The sequence below is a fragment of the Flavobacterium plurextorum genome, from assembly GCF_002217395.1.
Classification (GTDB): Bacteria; Bacteroidota; Bacteroidia; order Flavobacteriales; family Flavobacteriaceae; genus Flavobacterium; species Flavobacterium plurextorum.
In genome coordinates, this window is record NZ_MUHD01000028.1 from 67,831 (window position 1) to 93,854 (window position 26,024).

The following is a 26,024-nucleotide window of genomic DNA, read 5'->3' on the forward strand; positions in this document are numbered from 1 at the left end:
AATTTAGAAAATAGAATAGTAAATGGAAGTTACGAAAATTTGCTGCATTGGTGCCGGATATGTAGGAGGGCCTACAATGGCTGTAATTGCTCAAAAATGTCCACATATTCAAGTTACAGTTGTTGATTTGAACGAACAAAGAATTAAAGATTGGAATGATCCAAATACAGATAATATTCCAATTTATGAGCCTGGACTTTCGGCAATTGTTGCGGAGGCTAGAGGAAGAAATCTTTTCTTTTCAACAGAAGTTGAAAAAGCAATTGATGAAGCTCAGGTTATTTTTATATCAGTAAATACGCCAACCAAAACCTATGGTAAAGGTAAAGGAATGGCGGCAGATTTAAAATATATTGAATTATGCGCCAGACAAATTGCAAAAGTTGCTAAACAGAATAAAATAGTTGTAGAAAAGTCTACTTTGCCTGTTCGAACTGCTGAAGCAATAAAGAGTATTTTAGATAATACAGGAAATGGAGTTCAGTTTCAAATATTGTCAAATCCTGAATTTTTAGCTGAAGGAACAGCTGTGACAGATTTGTTAAATCCAGATAGAATTTTAATTGGAGGAGATACGACTACAGAGGGTCAAGCAGCTATTAATGCTCTTGTTGATGTTTATGCAAATTGGGTAAGTAAAGATAGAATTTTAACGACAAATGTATGGTCGTCAGAATTATCTAAATTAACAGCAAATGCATTTTTGGCGCAACGTATTTCATCAATAAATGCAATGTCTGAATTATGTGAGAAAACAGGTGCAGATGTTAATGAAGTTGCGAGAGCAATTGGAATGGACAGCCGAATTGGACCAAAATTCCTTAAAGCATCAGTAGGTTTTGGAGGATCTTGTTTTCAGAAAGATATTTTGAACTTGGTTTATATTGCAAAATCATACGGTTTAAATGAAGTAGCTGATTATTGGGAGCAGGTTATTATTATGAATGATCATCAGAAAAGAAGATTTTCAAATAAAATTGTTCAAACACTATATAATACGGTTGCAGATAAGAAGATAGCATTTTTAGGTTGGGCATTTAAGAAAGATACCAATGATACTCGTGAATCAGCTGCAATCTATGTTGCGGATGACTTAATTAATGAACAAGCTAAAATTTCAGTTTTTGATCCTAAAGTTTCAGAAAGTAAAATGTTGAGTGACTTGAATTATTTAGAAACAAGAACTGCAGAAGTAAACAGTACCGCTTTAAATGTGTTTGACGATGCTTATGAAGCTTGCAATGGCGCACATGCAATTGCGGTTTTAACCGAATGGGATGAGTTTACTGCTTATGATTGGAAGAGGATTTATGATTCTATGCATAAGCCCGCTTTTGTTTTTGATGGTAGAAATATATTAAACGCAAAAGAATTAGAAGCAATCGGTTTTATATATAAAGGAATTGGTTCATAATTGGATATTGGAATTGAAGTAAGAATAGAAGAAAATGAATATAAATGTTGGTTTTGAATGTTTTGTTTCGGTTTAAAGAAAAAATATGAATTGGTACGTAGTATATACAAAACCTAAATGGGAAAAAAAGGTTGCAGAAAAGCTTACTCAAATTGGAATTGAGTGTTATTGTCCTATAATTACTCAAGTAAAACAATGGTCTGATAGAAAGAAAAAAGTTGAAGTACCACTTTTTAATTCGTATGTCTTTGTGCAGTTAAAAGACTCTGATCGGAATTCTGTTTTTCAGATTGCAGGAGTAGTAAGGTATCTGTTTTGGCTGGGAAAGCCAGCAATCGTTCGTGACGAAGAAATAAAAAGTATTAAAGATAGTCTTAAGGCTTCTAATATTGCAGAAGTTTCTGTAACTTCGATTCAAGTTGGAGATCGTATAAAGTTAGAATCTGGGGCTTTTAGTAATCAAAATGCAATAGTGCAAGAAGTATCAAATACTCATTATATTTTAGTTCTTGAATCTTTAGGTTGTGTACTGAAGATTAAATATAAATAGAGAAGAGTTTAAATTGAGTAATGAATATTGAAAAGCAGAAGATAAAACTTCAAAAATGAAGTTTTATCTTCTGCTTTTTTTGAAATATAATTTCTTACAGGTTGATTAGTAGTTGATTGAAAAGACAAGTAACTTTTTATTTGTCAGATTTATTAGTATTACGGGAAACCGTATTGAATAAATTGAGTTATTATCTTATATTTGCCGAAAATGAAATTAGAGTATCTGTGCCAAAACTATGTGGTTCAGAGTGGCGAAGCCGTGATTTGTAATGAATGAAACTTATAAAAAAGGAGTAGAATTGGAAGAAAACATAAAAATAGCTGTTATCGGTTTAGGTTATGTTGGCTTGCCACTTGCTAGATTATTTGCTACAAAATACTCGGTTGTCGGGTTTGATATAAACAAATCAAGAATTGAAAGCTTAAACTCCGGTATTGATACAACTTTAGAAGTCGATATTGATACGTTAAAAAAAGTACTTTTAGATAAGCCTTCTGATGAAATTGGTCTATTCTGCACAGACTCACTCGAGGATATTTCAAATTGTAACTATTTCATAGTAACTGTTCCTACCCCAGTTGATAAAAACAATCGTCCAGATTTAACACCATTATATAAATCAAGCGAGTCAGTTGGTAAAGTATTAAAAAAGGGAGATGTCGTAATCTATGAGTCGACAGTTTATCCTGGTGCAACCGAAGAACAATGTGTTCCGGTTTTAGAAAAAATTTCAGGATTAAAATTTAATGAAGATTTCTTTGCAGGATATTCACCAGAAAGAATAAATCCAGGAGATAAAGAACATACGGTTGAAAAGATTTTAAAAGTAACTTCTGGCTCAACTCCTGAAATAGGTTTAAAAGTTGATGCTTTGTATAAATCTGTAATTACGGCAGGGACACACTTAGCTCCATCTATAAAAGTTGCAGAAGCCGCAAAAGTTATTGAAAATTCTCAACGAGATATTAATATTGCATTTGTTAATGAATTAGCCAAAATATTCAACTTAATGAATATTGATACGCAAGAAGTATTGGCTGCAGCTGCAACAAAGTGGAATTTTTTACCATTTAAACCGGGACTTGTTGGTGGACATTGTATTGGTGTAGATCCTTATTATTTAGCACAGAGAGCACAAGAATTTGGATATCATCCTGAAATAATTTTGGCTGGACGACGTTTAAATGATAGCATGGGAGAATATGTGGCTTCACAAATAGTGAAGTTGATGATAAAAAAAGGCATTTCTGTTAACGGAGCAGAGTTATTAATGCTTGGAATTACGTTTAAAGAAAATTGTCCTGATGTTCGGAATACAAAGATCGTTGATGTAATAAAAGCATTAAAAGAATACGGAATAGTGGTTACTATTTTTGATCCTTTAGCTAGTCCAGAGGAAGTTAATAGAGAATATAGCTTAAAGACTATTAATTATATTCCTGAGCAAAAATTTGATGCATTGGTATTAGGGGTATCTCATTCTGAGTTTCTTCAAATAGAGTTTTCAAATTTGCAAAAAGAAAAAAGTTTAATTTATGATGTAAAGGGAGTTTTAGGGACTTTTGCTGATAATAGACTATAATTTTAAATTATGAAAGTAGGAATAACTTTTAGTGCATTTGATTTACTACATGCTGGACACATTAAAATGTTAGAAGAAGCAAAAAGAGAATGTGATTATTTAATTGTAGGCTTGCAAACGGACCCAACATTGGATCGTCCTGAAAAAAATAGTCCTTCTCAAACCGTAGTGGAACGATACATACAGTTAAAAGGCTGTAAGTTTGTTGATGAAATTGTGCCTTATGCATCGGAGCAGGATTTGGAAGATATTTTACGTTCGTTTAAGATTGATGTTCGTATTATAGGTGATGAGTATCGTGATAAAAATTTCACAGGACGTGCTTATTGTGAACAAAAAGGGATAATCTTGTATTTTAATGGGAGAGATCACCGTTTTTCAAGTAGTAATCTTAGAAAGGAAGTTGCAGAAAAGCAATTAAAAAGAATATAATTAACAAAGGGAATGTCCATAACGCATGTAATATTAACTGGTGGAGTAGGAAGCCGATTATGGCCGCTGTCAAGGAAAAGTCAGCCCAAACAATATTTAGAAATTTTTGAAAATAAATCTCTATTTGAAATGACAGTCGATCGTAACAGTCATTTAGCAGATAAAGTGATGGTGGTTGGGAATGTTGATAACCATCATTTGAGCGGTAGGGTTATGGACAAGACCAAAACAACATATCTTAATATAGTAGAAGCGACACCACGAAATACTGCTGCTGCTATTGCATTCGCAGCATTTGCATCAAATTCAGATGATATATTAATTGTAACACCTTCAGATCATATTATTGATGAAATGGAAAATTACAATAAAGCGATTAATGAAGCAATTTTAAAAGCTAAAGAAGGATTCATTGTTACTTTCGGAATTATTCCAACTAAACCGGAAACGGGATATGGTTATATAGAATCAAAAGGAGATAAAGTAATTTCTTTTCGTGAAAAACCAAATGAAAGAACTGCAAAAGAATTTATTGCACGAGGTAATTTCTTATGGAATAGTGGTATGTTCTGTTTTAAAGCAGGAGTTCTTTTAGAAGAATTAAAACAATTTCAGCCTGAAGTGTATGAAAGATCTAAATTTGCTTGGGATTCTAACAAAGACGGTTTTTTAGATTTGGATCTATCAATGCAAATTCCTTCAATAAGTATTGATTATGCGGTAATGGAACGCAGTAAAAAAATTAAAGTGGTGCCTGCTTCTTTTTCGTGGTCAGATTTAGGATCTTTTGAATCAGTGTATGAATATTTAGTATTAAAAGGGCATCCAGTAGATTCTAACGGAAATATGGTGATAGGTTGTGATAGTTATACCACTTTTTTAGGTTTAAGAAATACTATTTTTGTACATACAAACAATGCTAATTTGATTTTACAAAAAGAAAATTCGCAAGATGTAAAAGATATTTATAACAAATTAGAAAGAGAAAACTCAGATTTATTAAATTAATAAAAAGCATTTGAAAAATGAAAAAAATTCTAATAACTGGCGGTGCTGGTTTTATTGGTTCCCATGTAGTAAGACGTTTTGTGAACAAATATCCAGAATATAAAATTTTTAATTTAGATGCATTAACATATGCAGGAAATCTGGAAAATATTAAAGATATTGAAGATAAGTCGAATTATACTTTTTTGAAAGGAGATATTGTTGATGAGCATTTTATAAATGAACTTTTTGCTACACATAATTTTGATGGAGTTTTGCATTTAGCAGCAGAATCACATGTTGACCGCTCTATTGAAGATCCATTAGCATTTGTAAAAACGAACGTGATTGGTACTATGAATTTACTCAATGCTGCAAAAAAACAATGGAAAGACAATTTTGAAGGTAAGCGTTTTTATCATATTAGTACTGACGAAGTATATGGCTCGCTTGGATCTGAGGGGCTTTTTACAGAAACAACTCCCTATGATCCAAACTCTCCTTATTCAGCGTCAAAAGCAAGCTCTGATCATTTTGTAAGAGCCTATGGAGAAACCTATGGGCTGCCTTATGTTTTGACGAATTGTTCCAATAATTATGGTTCTTATCATTTTCCTGAAAAATTAATTCCGCTTTTTATCAATAATATTATCAATAATAAACCATTACCTGTTTATGGAGATGGGAATTATACTCGTGATTGGTTATTTGTAGAAGATCATGCCATTGCTATTGATTTGGTTTTTCACGAAGGAAAAAATCATGAAACCTATAATATTGGAGGGTTTAATGAGTGGAAGAACATTGATTTGGTAAAACTATTGTGCCAAATAATGGATCAAAAGTTAGGCAGAAAAGAAGGAACTTCTCAAGAATTAATTACGTATGTAAGAGACAGACCAGGTCATGATTTGCGTTACGCAATTGATGCTTCGAAAATTAATCAAGAGTTGGGGTGGAAACCATCTGTTACTTTTGAAGAAGGATTAGAAAGAACCATTAATTGGTATTTGACTCATAAAGAATGGCTGGAAAATGTTACCTCAGGTTCTTACAAGGAGTATTATCAAAAACAATATTCTTAAACCATAAATATTTTTTTAAACCAATCAAAGGTTAAATTGTATTCCTAATATGAAAAAGATAGTATACGTTCTTGCATTGTTTTTTATTTTGTTGCTAACTATTGATGTTAATGCTCAAGACATTGTAAAGTCTAAAGATTTGAGCACAGTTAAAGTAGATTATTTATCTGATGATGAAATTGCTAAAGTTATTTCGCAACTAAAAAGTAACAACGCAACTATTAACGATGTTGAATCTATGGCAATATCGAAAGGAATGAGCCAAGCAGAGTTTGATAAGTTGAGAGCTCGTATTACAGCTTACGAAAAGAAGAATAGTTCAGATAAAGACAAAAACAAAAATAAGGATCAAGAAGATAAGTCCAAAAAAACAGATAAGGATACGGAGTTTGGCAGGAAACAGGAAAAAATTAAAAATGAAAAAATAAAAGATTCTTTAAATGCATTGATTTTCGGGTCCGAACTGTTTGATAATCCAACTCTGAATTTTGAACCTGACTTAAAAATGGCAACACCTGTTAATTATATTTTAGGTTCTGGTGATAAATTAGAAGTAAGTGTGTATGGGATCCAACAATTCGATGATACTGTTTCAGTAAATTATGAAGGTAAAATAAACATTCAAAATGTTGGGCAAATTGCGGTTGGGGGAATGTCAATTGAAGCAGCTACTCAAAAAATTAAGGCAGCCATTGCAAGAGTGTACACTACGGTTAGGTCTGGACAATCTCAGGTAAGTGTTAGTTTAAGTGATATAAGGACGATTAAGATCACCATTGTGGGAGGAAAACAACCAGGGAACTATTCTATTTCTTCTCTTGCTTCTGTTTATAATGCACTGCATTTGGCTGGAGGACCAGGAAAAAATGGAAGTTATAGAAATATAGAATTAATTCGTAATAACAAAATATATAGAAACATAGACATCTATAAGTTTTTGGTAAAAGGAGATCAGTCAGATAATGTGAGCTTAAAAGACAATGATGTGATTAGAATTCCAGCTTACACGCAAAGAGTGACAGTAGAGGGTGAGGTGAAAAGACCTGGAATTTTTGAGATGAAGAAAGGAGAAAAATTTTCTGATTTATTGAGTTTTGCTTCAGGATTTAATGAATTTGCTTATACGGCCTCAGTAAATGTATTGCAAAAAACGGGAAAAGAATTTAAGGTGCATGACATCAACGAGAGTGAATATAATACGTATTTACCTCAATCTGGAGATGTTTTTAGGGTGACCAAAATTTTAAACAGATTTGAAAATCGTATTAAAATTGTAGGAGCTGTCTTTAGACCTGATTATTATTCGTATAATGAGGGAATGCGAATTTCAGATTTGATTATTAGAGCAGAAGGTCTTAAGGAAGATGCTTATACCAAAAGGGCTAGAATTATTCGTTTAAAAACAAATTTAACCACTGAAATTGTAAATGTAGATTTAAGTGCTGCTTTATCAGGAGATTTAAATGCAGATATTGAATTAAAAAGAGAAGATATAGTTACAGTATATTCTATTTTAGATTTTAGAGAAGAATATAAAGTTACGATTGATGGTGAAATAAAGAATCCTGGTGAATATGAATATTTTGAGAATTTGACATTAAATGACTTAGTAGTTCAAGTAGGAGGATTAACAGGTTCTGCTTCGAAAAGAGTCGAAATCGCTAGAATGATTAAATCAGATGCTATAGATGATGCGGATCCTAAAAGAATTGAATTAGTTGAGTTAGAGATAACAGCTGATAATAATGAGCAAATTAAGAATTTTGTTTTAAAACCTTTTGATGTTATAAATGTTCGTCGAATGGCAGTTTATGAGAAGCCAGAAATGGTTAAAGTAAGCGGCGCAGTTACGTATCCAGGGAAGTATGTGCTCGCTAATAAAAAAGAAAGAGTTTATAATGTTGTAATGAGAGCAGGAGGGCTAACTTCTATCGCGAATTTAGACGGGATGAAAATTAAAAGACCAATTAAAGAAGAGCAAATAGAACAATTAGAAAGCGTAAATCTTAACATCGACAAAAAAAGCATTTCAGAAGAAGAAGTCAATTTAAAACAAAAAGATACTCTTAAATCAAAATTATCAAAAAAACTTAGAGATGAATTAAAATATACAACAATCCCTGTTAATTGGGAAAAAATTGTGGATGATAAAAATCACTATTCTAATGTGACCTTATTTCCTGGTGATGAAATTGAAGTTGCTGTATATAATGAAGGCGTAAAAGTTATGGGTAATGTATTGTTAACGTCTGAGATTCCTTATAGAAATGGTAAAGGATTTAAATATTATATTAATTCTGTTGGTGGTGTCGATAATAAAGGATGGAAGAGAAAGGCTTATATAATCTATCCAAATGGAAAAGCGGCAGTAACAAGTTCATTTTTGTTTTTTAGATCATATCCTAAAGTAGAGCCAGATTCGCAAATTATTGTACCTGAAAGGCCTGAAAAGAAAAAAATGAGCGCGGGAGAATGGGCTGGTTTAGGAACTGCGTTTGCTAGTTTGGCATTGTTAATTGTTACTGCTTTTAAATAATTTACGATGGATAATAAAAATGTTGTAAATGATGAAATCTCGTTAAAAGATTTAATAAGCAAACTAAAGGAATGGAGTTTATATTTGTTCTCTAAGTGGAAAATTATTTTTTTTGCTATGATCTTTGGTGGTGTTTTAGGGCTAACTTATTCAATACTTAAGAAGCCTATTTATACTGCAACCCTTTCGTTTGCTTTAGAGGATGATAAAGCAGCAGGTGGTGGACTAGGCGGGGCTTTAGGACTGGCAAGTTCATTTGGTCTAGATCTTGGAGGAAGTGGTGGTGGAATTTTTGCTGGGTCTAATTTAACTGAGTTGTTTAAATCTAGGTCAATGGTAGAAAAAACTCTGTTAACACCTGTTGACGTAGACGGAAAATCAGTTTCTTTAGCCGAAATGTACATTCAAATTAATGAATGGAGGGAAAATTGGAATAAAAATCCAAAATTTAAAACCATTCAGTTCTTACCCAATGCTAATCGTACAAAATTTACACGTGCCCAAGATAGCATACTTGGAGTTATATATAGAAATTTATCTCAAGGTGGGCTGTCGGTAGGTCAAAGAGATAAAAAGGTAAGTATTATCACTATTGATGTTTCTTCTAATAATGAATTGTTTGCTAAATATTTTTGTGAAGCTTTGGCAAAACAGGTAGGAAGCTTTTTTATAGAAACAAAAAGTAAAAAAGCTAGAATGAATATGTCGATTTTAGATCGTCAAGTAGATTCTATAAGAGGAGAACTCAATGGAGCGATAACTGGAGTGGCTGTTGCAAATGATAATACTTTTAATTTAAACCCGGCTCTTAATATACGAAGAGCCCCTTCGGCCAGAAGGCAGGTCGATGTTCAGGCAAATACAGCTATTTTAACGGAATTAGTTAAACAAGCTGAACTAGCAAAAGTTACATTAAGAAAAGAGACGCCATTAATCCAAGTTATAGATAGACCTATTTTGCCACTTGTAAAAACAAGATTAGGAAAAGCAAAAGGTATAATTATAGGTGGTTTTATAACTTCTTTTCTTGTTATGTTTTATTTTATTTTGATAAGGCTCATCAAACAAATCAATCTTAGTTAATATAATTTAAATTTTTCCTTTAGATGAAACCTGCAATTATTGATTTTCCAAAAATTCAAGACCCAAGGGGTAACCTTACTTTTTTACAATATCCTAATCAGATTCCTTTCGAAATTAAAAGAACTTTTTGGACTTATGATGTTCCTGGCGGTGAAATTAGGGGGGGGCATGCTTATTACGAACAAGAAGAAATTGTTATTGCATTAAGTGGTAGTTTTGATGTTGTAGTTACAAATTTAGACAATAGTACTGAAATTTTTTCGTTAAATAGAAGTTATTATGGTCTTTACTTACCAGCTAAAACGTGGAGACATATTGAGAATTTTTCTACTAATGCACTTGCTTTGCATGTTTCAAGTAGATCATTTTCTAATGAGGATTATGTAAGAGATTTTGAGGATTATAAAAAAAAAATAAATGAGGACTAGGAATAGTGTGTTTGATTGCAGTCTTTTGCATTTAAAACAATTAGGTGATCGCAATGGTCATATTACTCCCATTAATAATAATGTTGAAATTCCTTTTGCTATTAAAAGAATTTTTTATTTATATGATATTCCTGGAGGAGAATCGAGAGGGGCACATGCCCATAAAGAATGTCATCAATTTTTGGTAGCAGTTAGTGGTAGTTTTGAAGTTTTATTGGATGATGGACAAACAAAAAGGCAAGTTATGCTAAACAGACCAGATTTGGGTCTGCATATAGCACCAGGTATATGGGCTTCGGAAATTAACTTTTCGAGTGGTTCTATTTGCTTAGTACTTGCGTCACACGAGTATGATGAGGCAGATTATATTAGGGATTATGGAGGATATTTAAGGTATGTATTATGATTGAAAAAGAGTTTATTTTAAAAAAATACGGTTTGACTACTAGATTAGTGACTGAAAAGGACGCTGAATTTATTATGAAATTACGGACTGATGAAAAATTAAGTCTTTTTTTAAATGAAACAAATTCTAATATAGATGACCAAGAAAAATGGATTACACAATATAAGATTCGTGAATCGAGAGGCGAAGAATACTATTTTGTGTTTTTAAATGAAGATTTACCAATAGGGCTTTGTCGTTTATACAAATTTGAGGCGCTGTCGTTTACTATTGGGAGTTGGATATTTTCTAGTGATGCACCAAAAGGAACTGCACTTTTGGGTGATATTATCACGAGAGAAATTGGATTTGATTTATTTCCGCAAAAAAAGTTAAAATTTGATGTAAGAAAAGGAAATAGGAATGTTTTAAAGTATCAGCATATGTTTAAACCAGAGGTTGTTGATGAAGATGCTGAAAATTTTTATTTCGAATTACATAAAGCAGATTTTGAAAAATATAAAGTTAAATTTTTAAGAATGTTAACGAATTAAAATTATGAATAATATAGAAAAGTATAGTGCTATTTTTTGTAAAGCATTAGAAGTTGAAGATAAAGATCTTGAAGGGCTTAAATATCAAGATGTAATGGGTTGGGATTCAATAGGTCATATGAATTTAATTTCAGAATTAGAAGAATGCTTTGATATTATGTTGGAAACAGATGATATTGTTGACTTTTCTTCATTCGAAAAAGGGATGGAAATATTAAAGAAAAAATATGGGATTCAGTTCTAGATTGCTTAGTGGAAAAGTAGCATTGGTTACTGGTGCTGGAAAAGGTATAGGTAAGGCAATTGTTGATAACTTCCTTAAAGAGGGTGCAAAAGTGTACGCTGTTACTAAAACAATAAATAGTCTGTCAGAATACTCTAGTAATGAATTACTGATCCCATGTTATTTAGATGTGACTGATCAAGAGGCAGTCAAAGAATTATTTATAAAAATTAAGAAGGAAGAGAATAAGCTTGATATTCTTGTTAATAATGCTGGAATAATGCAGGATGCCTTACTAGGTATGATTACAGAAAAACAAATTCAACAAACTTTTTCAGTTAACGTTTTTGCTGTTATTAATTTTATGCAGTATGCTAGTAAATTAATGAAAAAATCACAAAGCGGTTCCATAATTAATATTTCTTCAGTTATGGGTATCCATGGTAATCGAGGACAGTCGGTTTATTCGGCTAGTAAAGGAGCTATAAATTCTTTAACAAAATCTGCTTCAAAAGAATTAAGTATATATTCCATTCGCGTTAACGCAGTAGCGCCTGGAGTAATTGAAACAGAGTTGATAAAAAATATATCGGATGTTATAATGGAAAAAAAAATCTCTCAAATTGGTATGGGCAGAATGGGGAGTCCTTCAGAAGTGGCTGATACTATTGTTTACCTTGCTTCCGATTTATCTAGATATGTAAGTGGACAAATTATTGGTATAGATGGTTCAATGTCTTTTTAAAATTTAATTAATGACTTCAATTTTTTTTGATAAAAGTATTGCAATTGATGATTCGGGTAATCATTTAATTAATTCTGATTTGGATTGCCTTAATGAGAAATTCAAAGTTATAATTGGAGAAAGGAAATTATTATTTTCGTTATCCAACAACACTATAGGATCTTTGTGTGGTTATCTTTCTTTTTATCATACTAAAAATGTTCCATTATTATTAGATGCGGCAATTGATTTTCAATTGTTTAAAGAATTGATGGGAAAATATAAACCTAATTTTTTATGGGTTCCTGCTAATAGAGATGATATAATTTCTCAATATGATGTTGTCTTTGAAAAATATGGTTTTGTTTTATTGCGCGCTTTTTTTGACATAAAACATAAATTATTTCCTGAATTGGCATTACTACTTACAACTTCAGGTTCAACAGGAAGTCCTAAATTAGTTAGGGTTACATATAAAAATATTATATCTAATGCTAGTTCAATTGGTGAATATTTAAGAATAACGGAGGATGAAAAACCAATAACTTCCCTTCCAATGTATTATTCATTCGGATTATCTGTTATTAATAGTCATATTTTAAAGGGAGCTACCATTTTACTTACTAATCGGAGTATTATGGAAAAAGAATTTTGGCAATTTTTAAATGAACATAAAGCTACTTCTATAGCGGGAGTGCCTTTTACTTATAAAGTTTTGAAAAAATTGCGATTTTTCAAAATGGAATTGCCATCCCTTAAGACATTATTACAAGCTGGAGGTAAACTTTCAGAAGATTTAGTTTTTGAATTTGCGAATTATTGTAAAAGCAATAATAAAAATTTTTTTGTAATGTATGGCCAAACAGAGGCTACTGCAAGAATGAGTTATCTACCTAGTGAAAGTGTCTTGGATAATATTTCAAGTATCGGTATTCCAATACCTAATGGAGAATTTCATATTGTCGATGAAAACGGAAAGGATGTTGACCAAGCAGACGTTTTAGGAGAGTTGGTTTATAAAGGAGATAATGTTACTCTTGGTTATGCTGAATCTTACGATGATTTATCAAAAGGAGATGAAAATAAGGGTGTACTTTTTACAGGTGATTTGGCTAAACGGGATGAGCATGGTTTTTATCATATAGTAGGAAGAAAAAAGCGATTTATCAAAATTTTTGGTAATAGAATTAATCTTGATGAAGTCGAGCAATTAATTAAAACTATTGTTGATGATGTGGCTTGTGTAGGAGAAGATGATAGTATGATTATATATACAACGCATAAAAACTATGCTCAGGAGATAAGAAGCTTTATATCTTTAAAAACAGGATTAAATCATAGTGCTTTTTTAGTCAAAGAAATTGACGAAATACCGTTAAATTCTTCAGGAAAAATTCTTTATTCAGCTCTAACATTAAATTAAAGAGATGAATGTTATTTCAATTTTAAGCTAGATTCATTATGAATGGAATTGCAAAAATGGAGGGACTTGATCCATATTCTCTTTCAAACGAAAATAAAAAAGAAATATTAAATTCTATTTTAAAAGAATTAACGATAAATCATTACAATTCGTGTTTGGAATATAAAAAAATGTTAGATGCTTCTAATGTTAACATTGAAGAACTGCCTAGCTATGAATATTTACCTTATTTACCAGTTAGATTGTTTAAAGAATTAGATTTATTAAGCATAGAGTCTGATGATATTATAAAGACAATGACTTCATCTGGTACTTCAGGGCAAAAAGTTTCTAAAATTTTTTTAAATAAGGAGACCGCATCTAATCAGACCAAAGTATTAACAAAGATAATCTCTTCTTTTATTGGTAAGAAGAGAATACCAATGCTAATATTAGACAGTTCAGAGGTTGTTAGGAATAGAACCATGTTTTCAGCCAGAGGTGCTGGCGTTTTAGGTTTTTCAATGTTTGGATCTAAAAGACTCTATGCTTTAGATGATAAAATGAATCTGAACATAGATCAAATTGATGTTTTCTTGAATGAGTTTAAAGGAGAGCCTATTTTCGTTTTTGGTTTTACATTTATGATTTGGCAACATTTTTACAAGGAATTGGTTAAAACAGGCTACAAACCTGATTTATCCAAGGCTATTTTAATTCATGGCGGTGGTTGGAAAAAATTAATTAGTGAATCTGTTTCAACAGAGTCATTTAAAAAAGCTTTGTATGATGTATGTGGCATAAATAAAGTTTATGACTACTATGGTATGGTTGAGCAGACAGGCTCTATCTATATGGAATGTGAACATGGGCATTTGCACGCATCCATTTTTTCGGATATTATCATTAGGAGACCAACAGACTTTTCTATTGCAGAAATAGGAGAAGTGGGTATAATTCAAGTAATTTCAATATTGCCTGAAAGTTATCCGGGACATCTTCTTTTAACAGAAGATGAAGGTATTTTATTAGGGGAAGATAATTGCCCTTGCGGGCGTTTGGGTAAATATTTTAAAATTTTAGGAAGAATAAAGGATGCAGAAATACGAGGATGCAGTGATACTTATGCAGAACAATTTTAAAAATCTAGATATATTATTTCCAGATTTTTTGGATATTAAAGCTTTAACAAATGGAGATAAAAATGTTCCATATTCAGATGAAGTTGTTGATTTTTTAAATCAACTTTCTTCTATTTTGATGAAAGATTCTGAATCAAGAGCGTATCCTGATGTAATTACTTTTGCTTTTTTTTGCAGAAAAGCGAACATTCTTAATTTGAAAAAAAAATATCACTCAGATAATATTCGATTTGGTAGAGGTTTATTATTTCATATTGCGCCTTCCAATGTGCCAGTGAATTTTGCGTATTCACTTGTATGCGGCTTATTATCAGGTAATTCGAATATAGTCCGTCTGCCATCTAAAGATTTTAAGCAAGTTGATATTATCTTAAAAGCTTTAAAAAAAGTGACGAAAGATATATCTTTTCAGCTTTTTGAAAAGAAAATTTTGTTAATTAAGTATAATAGAGATAGTGATGTTACTAAATATTTGTCAGCTATTTGTGATGTGAGAATAATATGGGGAGGTGATGAGACTATTAATTTGATAAGAAATAATAATCCTTTAGCACCTAGAGCTTTTGATATAACATTTGCGGATCGATATTCAATTTGTGCAATTAATGCAGCCAGTTATCTAAACGATGTGAATATCAATGGGAAAGAATTTGCCAATAAAATAGCTGAGCTTTTTTATAACGATACTTATCTATTTGATCAAAATGCATGTACTGCCCCTCATTTAATTGTTTGGGTAGGAAATATAGAAAGGGTTGAAGAGGCAAAAAAAACGTTTTGGTCAGCAATGAACAACCTTCTTAAAATTAAGTATAGTTTGTCAGCAGTTTTAGCAATTGATAAATTAACTAATTTTTATAAGCAAGCTGTTTTTATGGATGTTAGTAAAGAAGTAGGCTCTGATAATCTGTTATGGAGAGTTAATATAAATGCTTTGACAGAGGATATTGAAAATTTTAGGTGTCCTGCGGGTTATTTTTCAGAATTTTATGCAGATAACTTAAATTTTATATCTAAAGTAGTTAACAAAAAATATCAAACAATGGGATACTATGGTTTTGATAAGGAGGAATTATTATTATTTATTAATGATAAATCACTTTCAGGAATAGATAGAGTTGTTCCTATAGGCAAAACTACCGATTTTTCTTTAATTTGGGATGGTTATGATTTGGTTAATATGTTAACAAGGCAGGTTTCGGTTCTATAATTAATTTATATATATAAATAATGATTAAATTTTTAGATTTACAAAAAATAAATAAGCAGTATTTAGAAGAACTTAAGAATGCTGCGGCTGAAGTAATAGAGAGTGGATGGTACTTATTAGGTAATCAAGTAAAAGATTTTGAAAAAAATTTAGAAGTTTTTCAAGAAGGAGGAGAGGCGATTGCAGTTGCTAACGGTCTCGATGCTCTAAGACTTATATTTAAGGGTTATATAGAATTAGGATTAATGCAAGAGGGAGATGAAGTTATAGCACCTGCAAACACTTATATAGCTTCAATTTTAGCCATTACGGATAACAAATTATCTCCTGTTTTAGTTGAGCCTGATGCAAATACTTTTAATTTAAATCTTGAAATAATTGAAAAAAGTATTACACCAAAGACAAAAGCTATAATGGTTGTACATTTGTATGGCAGAGTTTGTTGGAGTGAAAAGTTAGAATTTTTGGCAAAAAAGTATAGTTTAAAATTGATTGAAGATAATGCACAAGCCATTGGAGCATATTGGAAAAATAAAAAAACTGGAAATCTTGGTGATGCTGCAGGTTTCAGCTTTTATCCTGGGAAAAATTTGGGAGCCTTAGGTGATTCAGGTGCAGTGACTACAAAAGATAGTGAATTAGCGACTACAATTAGAGCTTTAGCTAATTATGGATCAGCAAAGAAATATGTAAATCAATATCAAGGATTAAATAGCCGTATGGATGAAATTCAAGCGGCCTTTTTAAATGTAAAATTAAAATATGTTGATTCAGAAACTAAGATACGTCGAGAGATAGCATCTTATTATATTGAAAACATTAAAAATTCTAAAATTCTATTACCAAGTAAAGGTGAAATCAACGAACATGTCTGGCATGTTTTTGTGATTCGTACAAACAATAGAAATAAATTACAAGATTATCTAACTGAAAATGGAATTCAGACTTTGGTTCATTATCCTATACCACCTCATAAGCAAGAATGTTATCGTGAAATGAATTCGCTTTCTTTACCAGTAACAGAACAAATCCATGATGAAGTGCTAAGTTTGCCAATTAGTCCTGTGATAAGTAGTGACGAGATAGAGAAAATTGTTATGGTTTTAAACAATTATAATGATTAAATTGATATTTAGGGTTTTGAAAACCATTAATGCTGTTTTCTTTCATTACTATGGACAAATATTTTGTTTTTTTTTACCCAATCTAATATCAATTTTATGCAAAAGAGTAGTTTTTAAATCAAAAATTTCAGTGCAACAAATTATCGTTTGTAGAGGAGTAGGCAGGGTTGAAATTGGAGAAAATTGTTCTTTTGGGTATATTTTAGGAGGATTTCACAAAGGAGGAAGTATAGAACTGCAAGCAAGATATCAAGATTCAATAATCAAAATAGGAAATAATGTTTCAACAAACAATAATATAATGATGTGTTCTGCTAATTATATTGAAATTGGTGAAAAAACGTTAATTGGTCAGTATGTAACAATTATGGATCATGAAGCTCATAATACTGATCCGGCTAGAAGGCAAGAGATTGGAGAAATAGGTAAAATAATTATTGGTAAGAATGCCTGGTTAGGAAATAATGTCACAATTCTAAAAAACTCTGAAATAGGGGATAATACGATTGTTGCAAACGGAGCAGTTGTATCAGGGAAATTTCCTGCAAATGTTATTATCGGAGGTATACCTGCGAGAATAATAAAATCACTTTAATGAGTAATCAGCAATCTTCTTATCGTAATATTATGAAAGCCACCTCAATATTTGGAGGTGTGCAAATTTTTACAATTTTAATCTCAATCATAAGATCTAAATTTATTGCTTTATTTATTGGTTCAGCCGGTATTGGAATTGTTGGTTTGCTTACATCGACAATTGGGGTAGTGGCCAGTATAACTAATTTCGGTTTGGGAACAAGTGCTGTGAGAGATGTTTCAGCAGCTAATGCCGAAGAAGATAAAACACGGATTTCTATAATTACAACTGTTTTAAAGTACTGGGTTTGGGTAACAGGAATTTTGGGAATGATAGTGGTTATACTGTTATCTCCTATATTGAGTCAAGTTACTTTTGGCAACAGTAGTTATATTTATCCCTTTATCCTAATTTCAGTTACTCTTTTGTTTAATCAATTGAATACTGGTCAATTAGCTATTCTTCAAGGAATGCAAAAATTACAATACTTAGCTAAAGCGAGTTTAAGTGGTAATTTTTTAGGATTAATTACAACTTTACCATTATATTATTTTTTTGGAGTTAAGGGCATTGTGCCAGCAATGATTATTGCATCAATAATATCATTTTGTATTTCATGGCATTTTTCAAATAAAAATACAATTAAATCAGTCACTTTACCAAGAAATCAAATTTATTCAGAAGGGAAGCACATGCTTAAAATGGGCTTTATGATTAGCTTAAATGGTTTATTAGTAAGCGCAACTGCATATTTGATTCAGATTTTTATTAATAGTCGAGGTGGTGTTGAGCAGGTTGGATTATTTACCGCAGGATTTTCAATTATTAATGTTTATGTTGGGTTAATTTTTACGGCAATGGCAACGGATTATTTCCCAAGGCTTTCGAGTGTCTCTCATTCAAACGAATTATGTAAAAAAGTTATTAATCAACAAGCAGAAATTTCTATTTTAATTCTTGGCCCAATTATAATGGTTTTTTTGGTTTTTATTAAATTAGTTATTCTTCTTCTTTACTCTCATAAATTTTTTCCTATAGAAGAAATGGTTTTATGGCTGGCTCTTGCCGTTTTTTTTAAAGCAGCTGCTTGGTCAATAGGATTTATTTTGTTAGCAAAAGGAGCTTCAAAGGTCTTTTTTTGGAATGATTTGGCAGGAAATCTGTATATGCTTTTTTTGGATATTTTAGGATATTATTTATGGGGATTAACAGGACTTGGAATATCTTTTTTTGTGGGATATACTTTGTATTTTATCCAAATATTAATGTTAAGCAAGATAAAATATTCGTTTTCTTTTGATTACTCCTTTATTAAAATTTTCACAGTACAATTTTTATTAGCGATAGGTTGCTTTATTGAAGTGAAATTAATTGAAAAACCGTACTCGTATGGTGTTGGAATAATATTTATAATTATTTCGTTTTACTATTCCTATGTAGAATTAGATAGACGTATAGGAATAAAGAATACTATATATAATTTTTTTCAAAATAGATTAAAAAAAAAAGCATGAAAATTGAAAATTATAAAGATAATCCACTCGTTTCGATTATAGTGCCATGTTATAACCATGAAAAATATGTTACGACTGCATTATCAAGTATTTTAGAGGATACTTATCCATTCAAAGAAATCGTTATAATAGATGATGGTTCCCTGGACGAAAGTGTTAAATGTATAGAGAAATGGGTAGAAGAAAATAATTCAACAATTCCTATAATTTTCAAACATAGAAAAAATAAAGGTTTTACAGCAACGCTTAATGAGTTAATAAGTTTAACTAATGGAAAATATATAATCCCTTTAGCAAGTGATGATTTATTAATTAATAACACTATTTCAGAAAGAGTAAATATTTTAGAAAATGATAATTCTAAAATGGTTATTATTAGCGATGCGAGAGTGATAGATAATAATGGTGACTTGATTTATGAAAGTATGATAGAAGACTTTCATAAATCAAAAAAAGAGAAATATCAGTCTGATAAAGATATTCTAAACGAAATAATTTTCAACTTTGCCATCTCTGGTCCCGTAGTTTTTATTGATAAAAATATTTATAAATTAATTGGAAAATATCCTGAAGATCTTAAGGCAGAGGACCTTTATTTTTATATCAAATCTGCCTGCTTAAATAAAGTAATATTTTTTGATAAAAAAGTTTGTAATTACCGAATTCATTCAAGTAACACTTCTGGAGTTAATCCAGAATTATCTAAAACAGTAATTCGTACATATTTAAGGACATTAAAAAATATTCCTGGTGCCTACATAAAAATTAAAGTTCTAAAGAGAATTGCAGGAATATATTATAATATATTTTTTATTAAAAGAAAGCAAAGTTAGTTTGCAGACTCTTTAGGACTATATCTAGAAAAACATGTTAAAATTTTTGAAATTCCTAAATTTTATTCGAATAGAAATTTGTAATAATTTTAGAGGAAGGATGCAAGCTGTACAGTGGAGGCTAGATAATAAACATAATTTCACTTCACTCTCCATAAATGTAAAAAAGCCCAAAATAATCAGAGTAGGAATGCATTCATACGGAGTGTTGAATGTTGAGTCCTTTGGAAATAAAGAGGAAGCATTATATATTGGTGATTTTGTTAGTATAGCTTCTAATGTATTATTTATTCTTGGAGGTAATCATCAAATAAATACTTTTACAACCTATCCGATCAAGGCACATTTTGTTGAAAATTTTTCAGAGATTGATGCACAGACTAAGGGAGCTATAATACTCGAAGATGAAGTTTGGTTGGGAAGTAATGTAACTGTAATGTCAGGAGTTAAAATTGGTAAAGGAGCAATAGTAGCAGCCGGAAGCGTGGTAACAAAAGATGTCGTGCCGTTTTCAATTGTTGGAGGTAATCCTGCCAAATTTATTAGATGGAGAATTCCTGAAGAATTAATTGCAGAACGTAGTAAAATTAATTTGTCAGATATAGGAATAGAGCCTATAAAGAAAAATATTGATGTGTTATATAAAACTTTGGATTTAGATGTAATAAATTCAATCAAAAAAATATTGTGATGCAGGTTTCTATAATTATAGTTAACTATAATACTCTTGAAATAACAAACAATTGTATAAAATCTATAAAAGAGCATACTCAACATGTTGAATATGAGATTGTATTAGTAGATAATGGATCTTCAGATGGGTCAGTTAATTTTTTTTCGGATGTTGAGAATATAGTTTTTATTAAATCACCTATAAATTTAGGATTTGGTAGAGCGAACAATTTAGGATTTGAAAAAGCGCAGGGCGAGTTTTTATTTTTATTGAATTCAGATACTTTACTTAAAGAAAATTCTATTAAAAAAATGCTTGATTTTTTTGTAAAAAAAGAAAAGCAGTTAAATATTGGAAGTCTTGGTTGTGTTTTAATAGATCAAGATGGTAATTTTAATGGAGATGGTAGCGTAATTCCTTCTTGTAAAACGGAGATAGATAATTACAAGCAAAATTTACCTGTTTTAAAATTTTTCTTAAAAAAAGATAAACCCGTAAGAACCTTTATTAATGAAGGTTATTATAAAATTGGATATGTAATTGGAGCCGATTTGATGATAAGAAAAACCTTATTTGCTGATTTAGGAGGATTTGATCCAATTTTTTTTATGTATTATGAAGAAAGTGATTTACAGTTAAGAATGAAAAAAAAAGGTTACGAATCTTACATCTATTCTGAAACTCAAATTGTTCATTTGGAAGATGCTAGTGGTAAACAGATAAAAAAATATAGTAACAAGAAAAGAATAATAGCACATACAAGTAAAAATCTTTTTTTGAAGAAAAATGACTCTGATAATTTTAAGAAATATAAATTATGGGATAAATTTTTCATATGCCTGAGCAAATTTAGTAGAAATTATTCTTTACAAGAAAAAAAAGAATTTGAATCTGAAATAAGAAAAACGTATTAAAATGAAGATTGCAATATTAGGGAGTAAAGACTATGATAGTTTAGAATTTCATGTTAATGATTCGCTGACTTTTTTAGGACATGATGTTTTTCATATTGATATTAAAGATTTATTTAAAATTCCCTACAGATTCAATTATTGGGGGATGAAACTTTTTCCGAGCTACGATAAATACAGCTTTGATAAAATAGCCAAAGCGATTGTTGAACAAACTCCCGATTTAGTTATTTGTACATATCGTTTTATACATCCAGATTGTATTAATTATATTAAAAGAAATTTAAAAGATACAAAAGTAATCCACATCAACCCTGATCAGCTAACAACATTAGAACATCAACAGATTTTTGCGTCACCTTATGATGCTTATTTTACAAAAGATCCATTCATGGTAGACTTTATGAAAAATAAGATGAATCTAAATACCATTTATTTGCCGGAAGCATTCAATCCAAGAGTTCATAAAACAATTGACATTGATAGGTCTGAATTGGAGCGTAAAATAGATATTGATGTTGTATGTTTTGGTACCATGTATCCATATAGAGCAAAAATGGTAAGTGAATTGATTAAGAATGGAATTGAGGTTACATTATTCGGAACACCAGATAAAAGATTTCCTAAAAAAGAAATTGTAGGAAACTTTAAAAATGAATTTATCACAGGATCTCGCAAAGCAGAAGTGCTTTTAGGCTCAAAAATTGTTTTTAATAATTTTCATTATGGAGAAGTTCAATCTGCAAATGTCAAATTTTTTGAAATTGCTGGTATTGGAGGTTTTCAGGTATGTGATTATAAGCAAACACTGCCAGAGTATTCAAAAATTGATGTTGAAAAATTCACTTTTAAGTCAATAAATGAAGCTTGCGATTTAATTAAGCATTACATCGATAAACCAGAATTGAGATATCAACTAGCAAATGAACAAAGAGAACATTTTCACAATAACCATACATACGAGCATAGGATTAACCAAATTTTTCAAAATTTGTAATCTAAATTTATTAATAAATGAATGGGGACTGATAAAAAAGAAATAAAAATAACATATTTAGGATATAATAATATGTACAAACATAAGCGAGGGGTTGAAAATGTAATTGACATTCAATCTCAAGCTTATGCAGGATCCTTTCATTATTATATTCATTGGGATACAAGGACAAAGGTTTATCGTTATAATAACCTTCTATGTATAGCTGTAAAAAAAGACGCCATTGCGTGGATATTAGTATTGAATAGTGTTCTCAGTAAAATAAAGAAAAGAGACAAACAAATTTTGATTCATTCTCATAACCCATTAATGAGTATTGTGAGCAAATTTCAAACAGACTTATTTACAGTACATGATGGGCTTTATTATCTAGCTAAATCAGTAAAACATAAATTTAAAGATGTGTTTTATGTTTTAGAAAACTTTATGTATAAAAGAAGTAAAATGATTCATTTTATTTCAAATTATTCAAAGTCGCAAAGCTTATTCCCTTTAAAATCAAAAAAATTTGTTGTTATACCTAACACAAGTCATTATGAATGTATGGCTTTAGAATACTTGCAATCAAAAGAGAATATTGATTCATTTTTTAATGAAGGTAAATTTAAAATCTTTATAGTTAGAAGTATTGAAGAGAGAGCAAGAATTGATTTAATATTAGAAACTGCTTTAGCATTAGTAGATGAAAATGTAGAAATAATAATTGGCGGAAAAGGGCCTTTATTAAACTATTATAAACAAAAAATAGAAGAATTGGAGCTCACAAACATTCAACTTTTAGGATATGTGAGTGATGAAAAACTGTTAATGTTATATAGTCAATGTGATTTAGTTGTTATGCCAGCAGAATTTGGAGAAGGATTTGGTTTGCCAATGATAGAAGGATATTTATTTGATAAGCCTGTTATTGCATCTAATAAATGTGCAATACCAGAATTTATTTTTTCAGATGCTTATCTGTTTGAAAACAATGTTGAGTCTCTCTTGCAAAAAATAAAATTTGTTAAGAATGGCGAAAAAGAAAATTATAAAGACTACTATGAAAGAAGATTTTCAAATAAAATAAATGCTGAGGAGATGGTAAAATTGTATAATTCTCTTTAACATGATAGTTTATATAATCACTTTTTTATTATTCTTAATATTTGGTTACCTTGATTTTTGCGTTGATTTGAATGTAAAAAAGAAGAATCTCTTATACGGAATTTTATTCTTAATACTTGTAATTCAAGTAGGATTAAGATGGGAAACTGGAACTGATTGGATTGTATACAGAGATAATTTTGAGAATACTACATCTATTCAAATGGTTTTATTGGGAGTCTTAGATGGTTTTGAAATCGGATATGGTCTCTTTGTCTACCTAATAAGAGATTTTACAGACAATTATGCTGTTTTTCTTTTTGTCCATGCTGTCATATATTATCTTCTTATTTTAAAGGCAAATAAGCAGTTAAGTCCATATCCCATTATCTCTTTGCTAATTTTCTATGCTGGAACTATGGGAGTTCTTGGATCTAACAGGCAATTAATGGCATTAGCAATTTGTTTGTTTTCGTTGCAGTATGTTTTTATTAATAAAAAGCCATTCTATTTTTTTTTGTTAGTGGCTTTTGCATCACTTTTTCATACTACAGCAATTATTTTTGTTGTTTACTATTTTCTGGATAGAGATTTTAAAAAATATCAAATTATACTAGTCTTAGGATTATCATTTATTATTGGGAAAACAGCATTACCGAGCTTAATGTTCTCTAGTTTTGGAAGCATGTTGGGAGGAACAGCCGCAATGAAAGCAGAAATTTATTCGAATACGGATAAAATACCAGATGCTAGTTTGAGTTTGATTGGACTCATCAGAAGAATAATTTATTTTGCACTGTTCCTGTATAATTATGATAAGTTAACCAGGAAAATTAAATCTTATAGATTATTGTTTAATGGTTTTGCATTTGGGCTGGCCTTTTATTTCTTATTTGCTGACACGCTTATAATTTTAGTAAATAGAGGTAGTTTGTACTTTAATATCATGGAATCCTTTTTACTTACAAGTCAATTACTTTTATTTGTTCCAAAAGATAGAGGATACGTGTTATTTTTTATTTCCTTATATTCTATTTTACTTTTTTATCAGTCAATTTCGGCATATGATGACTTATTTATTCCTTATGAAGGAATATTTATTAATACTGATCTACATAGAGAGATGCATTAATGCATTCAAAATTTGATTTATGGTACTTATAGACGGAATATACATTCATAATGGAGGAGGACGAATTTTATTAGAATATTTAATTCAGGAACTTGAGCAGGCAAATATTACAGTTTTCTATTTAATTGATAGTCGAATTAAAGAAGGTCTTTTTCAAATTAAAGAAAGTAATAGAATGATATATTGCGAGTCATCCTTATCAGAGCGATTTCTATTTTACAAAAAAAACAAAAGTAAGTTTACAAAAGTTTTCGTGTTAGGAAATGTGCCTCCACCGATAAAAGTAAATGCTATCGTTTTTACTTATTTTCATAATTCGATTTTCTTTAATGTACCTAAAGAATTTCCTTTTATAGAAAAAGTAAAATATAAACTAAAGGTCTTTTTAATAAATTTTCTTAAAAAGAACACAAATTATTGGTTGCTTCAATCAGACACTCTGAAAGAGCAGTTTATTCATAAATTTAGACAAAAAGAAAAAACTATTGTTTTACCATTTTATCCACCGTTGAGGTTGAAAAATGAAATGGAAGATAAACTGAAGCAATTAAATACCTATTTGTATGTAAGTAATGCACAGGAAAATAAAAATCATTTAAGACTTATTGAAGGATTTTGCAAGTTTTATGACAAACATCATAAAGGGAAATTAATATTAACAGTTAGTGAAAAGTACAGCGATATCTTTGGTTTAATTCAGGAAAAAATAACTAATAATTATCCGATAGAAAATTTAGGATTTATTGAAAGAGAGAAATTAATAGAAATTTATCAGAAATCCGAGTATGTTATTTTTCCTTCTTTAGCAGAAAGCTTTGGATTAGGGATTATTGAAGGAATTGAGTTAGGATGTAACGTAATAGCATCTGATTTGCCTTATACATATGCAGTATGTGAACCATCAATCGTTTTTGATCCAGACGATATAAATTCAATTTTTTTGGCTCTAGAGGTAAGCTTGCAAACCTCGGTTCCAAAATCAAAACTAAAAACCTATAATCAAATTGATCAGTTGATTAGTATGTTAAATTAGATTTAAAGCACAGAAAAAGTAAGAGATTTTATGAAGAGAGTCAAAATTTTAGTAGCTACTTATAATGGGGAAAAATATATTTCAGAGCAATTACAATCTATTTTAAATCAGAAAGATGTTGATTTAGACATTCTTATAAGTGACGATGGAAGCACTGATAATACATTACAAGTTATAGGGAACGATTTTCCAAATTTAAGTACTGAAATAAATATTCCTGGTAGTGGTTCAGCTGCAAAAAATTTTTTAAATATGGTTAGTAATCTAAATTTTACAGAAAATTTTGATTATGTAGCTTTTTCTGATCAGGATGATATTTGGTTACCAGAAAAAATGAAAAATGCTGTTGAGAAGCTATACACTGAGCAAGCAAGCATGTATTGCTCTAATTTAACAAAATGGGATAC

General features: G+C 30.3%; 27 protein-coding genes. All 27 read left to right on the plus strand.

Annotated features, from left to right (window positions below):
• Positions 1–22: 22 nt before the first annotated feature.
• On the plus strand, positions 23–1,414 hold the full coding sequence (locus B0A81_RS15235; protein WP_089058815.1) for a UDP-glucose 6-dehydrogenase: 1,392 nt from the start codon (positions 23–25) through the stop codon (positions 1,412–1,414).
• 85 nt (positions 1,415–1,499) lie between these two features.
• Entirely contained in the window at positions 1,500–1,964 is a 465-nt protein-coding gene (locus B0A81_RS15240; protein WP_089058816.1) for a UpxY family transcription antiterminator, read from the plus strand.
• A gap of 271 nt (positions 1,965–2,235) precedes the next feature.
• Positions 2,236–3,549: a nucleotide sugar dehydrogenase gene (locus B0A81_RS15245; RefSeq protein WP_165768077.1), complete on the plus strand. Its 1,314-nt coding sequence runs from the start codon at positions 2,236–2,238 to the stop codon at positions 3,547–3,549.
• Between the two features lie 9 nt (positions 3,550–3,558).
• On the plus strand, positions 3,559–3,981 hold the full coding sequence (locus B0A81_RS15250) for an adenylyltransferase/cytidyltransferase family protein (protein WP_089058817.1): 423 nt from the start codon (positions 3,559–3,561) through the stop codon (positions 3,979–3,981).
• A 12-nt stretch (positions 3,982–3,993) separates the two neighbouring features.
• A complete protein-coding gene (locus B0A81_RS15255) occupies positions 3,994–4,989 on the plus strand; it encodes a mannose-1-phosphate guanylyltransferase (protein ID WP_089058818.1) in 996 nt (331 codons plus the stop codon).
• 17 nt (positions 4,990–5,006) lie between these two features.
• The gene (rfbB, locus tag B0A81_RS15260; protein ID WP_089058819.1) at positions 5,007–6,053 is read left to right on the plus strand and encodes a dTDP-glucose 4,6-dehydratase; all 1,047 of its coding nucleotides are present in this window, start codon (positions 5,007–5,009) and stop codon (positions 6,051–6,053) included.
• A 49-nt stretch (positions 6,054–6,102) separates the two neighbouring features.
• Entirely contained in the window at positions 6,103–8,589 is a 2,487-nt protein-coding gene (locus B0A81_RS15265) for an SLBB domain-containing protein (protein WP_089058820.1), read from the plus strand.
• A gap of 6 nt (positions 8,590–8,595) precedes the next feature.
• Positions 8,596–9,672 (plus strand): Wzz/FepE/Etk N-terminal domain-containing protein, encoded by a 1,077-nt coding sequence (locus B0A81_RS15270; RefSeq protein WP_089058821.1) that lies wholly within the window; start codon positions 8,596–8,598, stop codon positions 9,670–9,672.
• A 23-nt stretch (positions 9,673–9,695) separates the two neighbouring features.
• Positions 9,696–10,100 carry a sugar 3,4-ketoisomerase gene (locus tag B0A81_RS15275; RefSeq protein WP_089058822.1) on the plus strand — a complete coding sequence of 135 codons (405 nt, stop codon included), beginning with the start codon at positions 9,696–9,698 and terminating at the stop codon, positions 10,098–10,100.
• A complete protein-coding gene (locus B0A81_RS15280) occupies positions 10,090–10,506 on the plus strand; it encodes a sugar 3,4-ketoisomerase (RefSeq protein ID WP_089058823.1) in 417 nt (138 codons plus the stop codon). Before B0A81_RS15275 ends, B0A81_RS15280 begins: the two co-directional genes overlap by 11 nt.
• Positions 10,503–11,039 (plus strand): GNAT family N-acetyltransferase, encoded by a 537-nt coding sequence (locus B0A81_RS15285; RefSeq protein WP_089058824.1) that lies wholly within the window; start codon positions 10,503–10,505, stop codon positions 11,037–11,039. The genes B0A81_RS15280 and B0A81_RS15285 overlap by 4 nt, the downstream gene beginning before the upstream one ends.
• A 4-nt stretch (positions 11,040–11,043) precedes the next feature.
• Positions 11,044–11,283, plus strand: coding sequence for an acyl carrier protein (locus B0A81_RS15290; protein WP_089058825.1), 240 nt, complete (start codon positions 11,044–11,046; stop codon positions 11,281–11,283).
• Positions 11,267–12,007, plus strand: coding sequence for an SDR family NAD(P)-dependent oxidoreductase (locus B0A81_RS15295; protein ID WP_089058826.1), 741 nt, complete (start codon positions 11,267–11,269; stop codon positions 12,005–12,007). Before B0A81_RS15290 ends, B0A81_RS15295 begins: the two co-directional genes overlap by 17 nt.
• Positions 12,008–12,017: 10 nt before the next feature.
• Positions 12,018–13,409: an AMP-binding protein gene (locus tag B0A81_RS15300; protein ID WP_089058827.1), complete on the plus strand. Its 1,392-nt coding sequence runs from the start codon at positions 12,018–12,020 to the stop codon at positions 13,407–13,409.
• 38 nt (positions 13,410–13,447) lie between these two features.
• On the plus strand, positions 13,448–14,530 hold the full coding sequence (locus B0A81_RS15305; RefSeq protein ID WP_089058828.1) for a LuxE/PaaK family acyltransferase: 1,083 nt from the start codon (positions 13,448–13,450) through the stop codon (positions 14,528–14,530).
• Positions 14,484–15,740, plus strand: a complete 1,257-nt coding sequence (locus B0A81_RS15310) for an acyl-CoA reductase (RefSeq protein WP_208861322.1) — start codon at positions 14,484–14,486, stop codon at positions 15,738–15,740. The genes B0A81_RS15305 and B0A81_RS15310 overlap by 47 nt, the downstream gene beginning before the upstream one ends.
• Before the next feature lie 20 nt (positions 15,741–15,760).
• Complete coding sequence (locus tag B0A81_RS15315) at positions 15,761–16,864, plus strand: DegT/DnrJ/EryC1/StrS family aminotransferase (protein ID WP_089058829.1); 1,104 nt, start codon at positions 15,761–15,763, stop codon at positions 16,862–16,864.
• Positions 16,857–17,459, plus strand: a complete 603-nt coding sequence (locus tag B0A81_RS15320; RefSeq protein WP_089058830.1) for an acyltransferase — start codon at positions 16,857–16,859, stop codon at positions 17,457–17,459. The genes B0A81_RS15315 and B0A81_RS15320 overlap by 8 nt, the downstream gene beginning before the upstream one ends.
• Positions 17,459–18,955 carry an O-antigen translocase gene (locus B0A81_RS15325; protein WP_089058831.1) on the plus strand — a complete coding sequence of 499 codons (1,497 nt, stop codon included), beginning with the start codon at positions 17,459–17,461 and terminating at the stop codon, positions 18,953–18,955. The genes B0A81_RS15320 and B0A81_RS15325 overlap by 1 nt, the downstream gene beginning before the upstream one ends.
• Complete coding sequence (locus B0A81_RS15330; RefSeq protein WP_089058832.1) at positions 18,952–19,788, plus strand: glycosyltransferase; 837 nt, start codon at positions 18,952–18,954, stop codon at positions 19,786–19,788. The genes B0A81_RS15325 and B0A81_RS15330 overlap by 4 nt, the downstream gene beginning before the upstream one ends.
• 190 nt (positions 19,789–19,978) lie before the next feature.
• A complete protein-coding gene (locus B0A81_RS15335) occupies positions 19,979–20,479 on the plus strand; it encodes a CatB-related O-acetyltransferase (RefSeq protein ID WP_208861323.1) in 501 nt (166 codons plus the stop codon).
• Positions 20,479–21,375 (plus strand): glycosyltransferase family 2 protein, encoded by an 897-nt coding sequence (locus tag B0A81_RS15340; protein ID WP_089058833.1) that lies wholly within the window; start codon positions 20,479–20,481, stop codon positions 21,373–21,375. Before B0A81_RS15335 ends, B0A81_RS15340 begins: the two co-directional genes overlap by 1 nt.
• 1 nt (position 21,376) lies before the next feature.
• Complete coding sequence (locus B0A81_RS15345) at positions 21,377–22,369, plus strand: CgeB family protein (protein ID WP_089058834.1); 993 nt, start codon at positions 21,377–21,379, stop codon at positions 22,367–22,369.
• A 21-nt stretch (positions 22,370–22,390) separates the two neighbouring features.
• Complete coding sequence (locus tag B0A81_RS15350) at positions 22,391–23,473, plus strand: glycosyltransferase (protein ID WP_089058835.1); 1,083 nt, start codon at positions 22,391–22,393, stop codon at positions 23,471–23,473.
• A gap of 1 nt (position 23,474) precedes the next feature.
• Positions 23,475–24,584 carry an EpsG family protein gene (locus B0A81_RS15355; protein ID WP_089058836.1) on the plus strand — a complete coding sequence of 370 codons (1,110 nt, stop codon included), beginning with the start codon at positions 23,475–23,477 and terminating at the stop codon, positions 24,582–24,584.
• A gap of 19 nt (positions 24,585–24,603) precedes the next feature.
• Entirely contained in the window at positions 24,604–25,617 is a 1,014-nt protein-coding gene (locus tag B0A81_RS15360; protein WP_089058837.1) for a glycosyltransferase, read from the plus strand.
• Between the two features lie 30 nt (positions 25,618–25,647).
• On the plus strand, positions 25,648–26,024 hold a 377-nt coding region (locus B0A81_RS15365; RefSeq protein ID WP_123922189.1), incomplete at its 3' end, for a glycosyltransferase.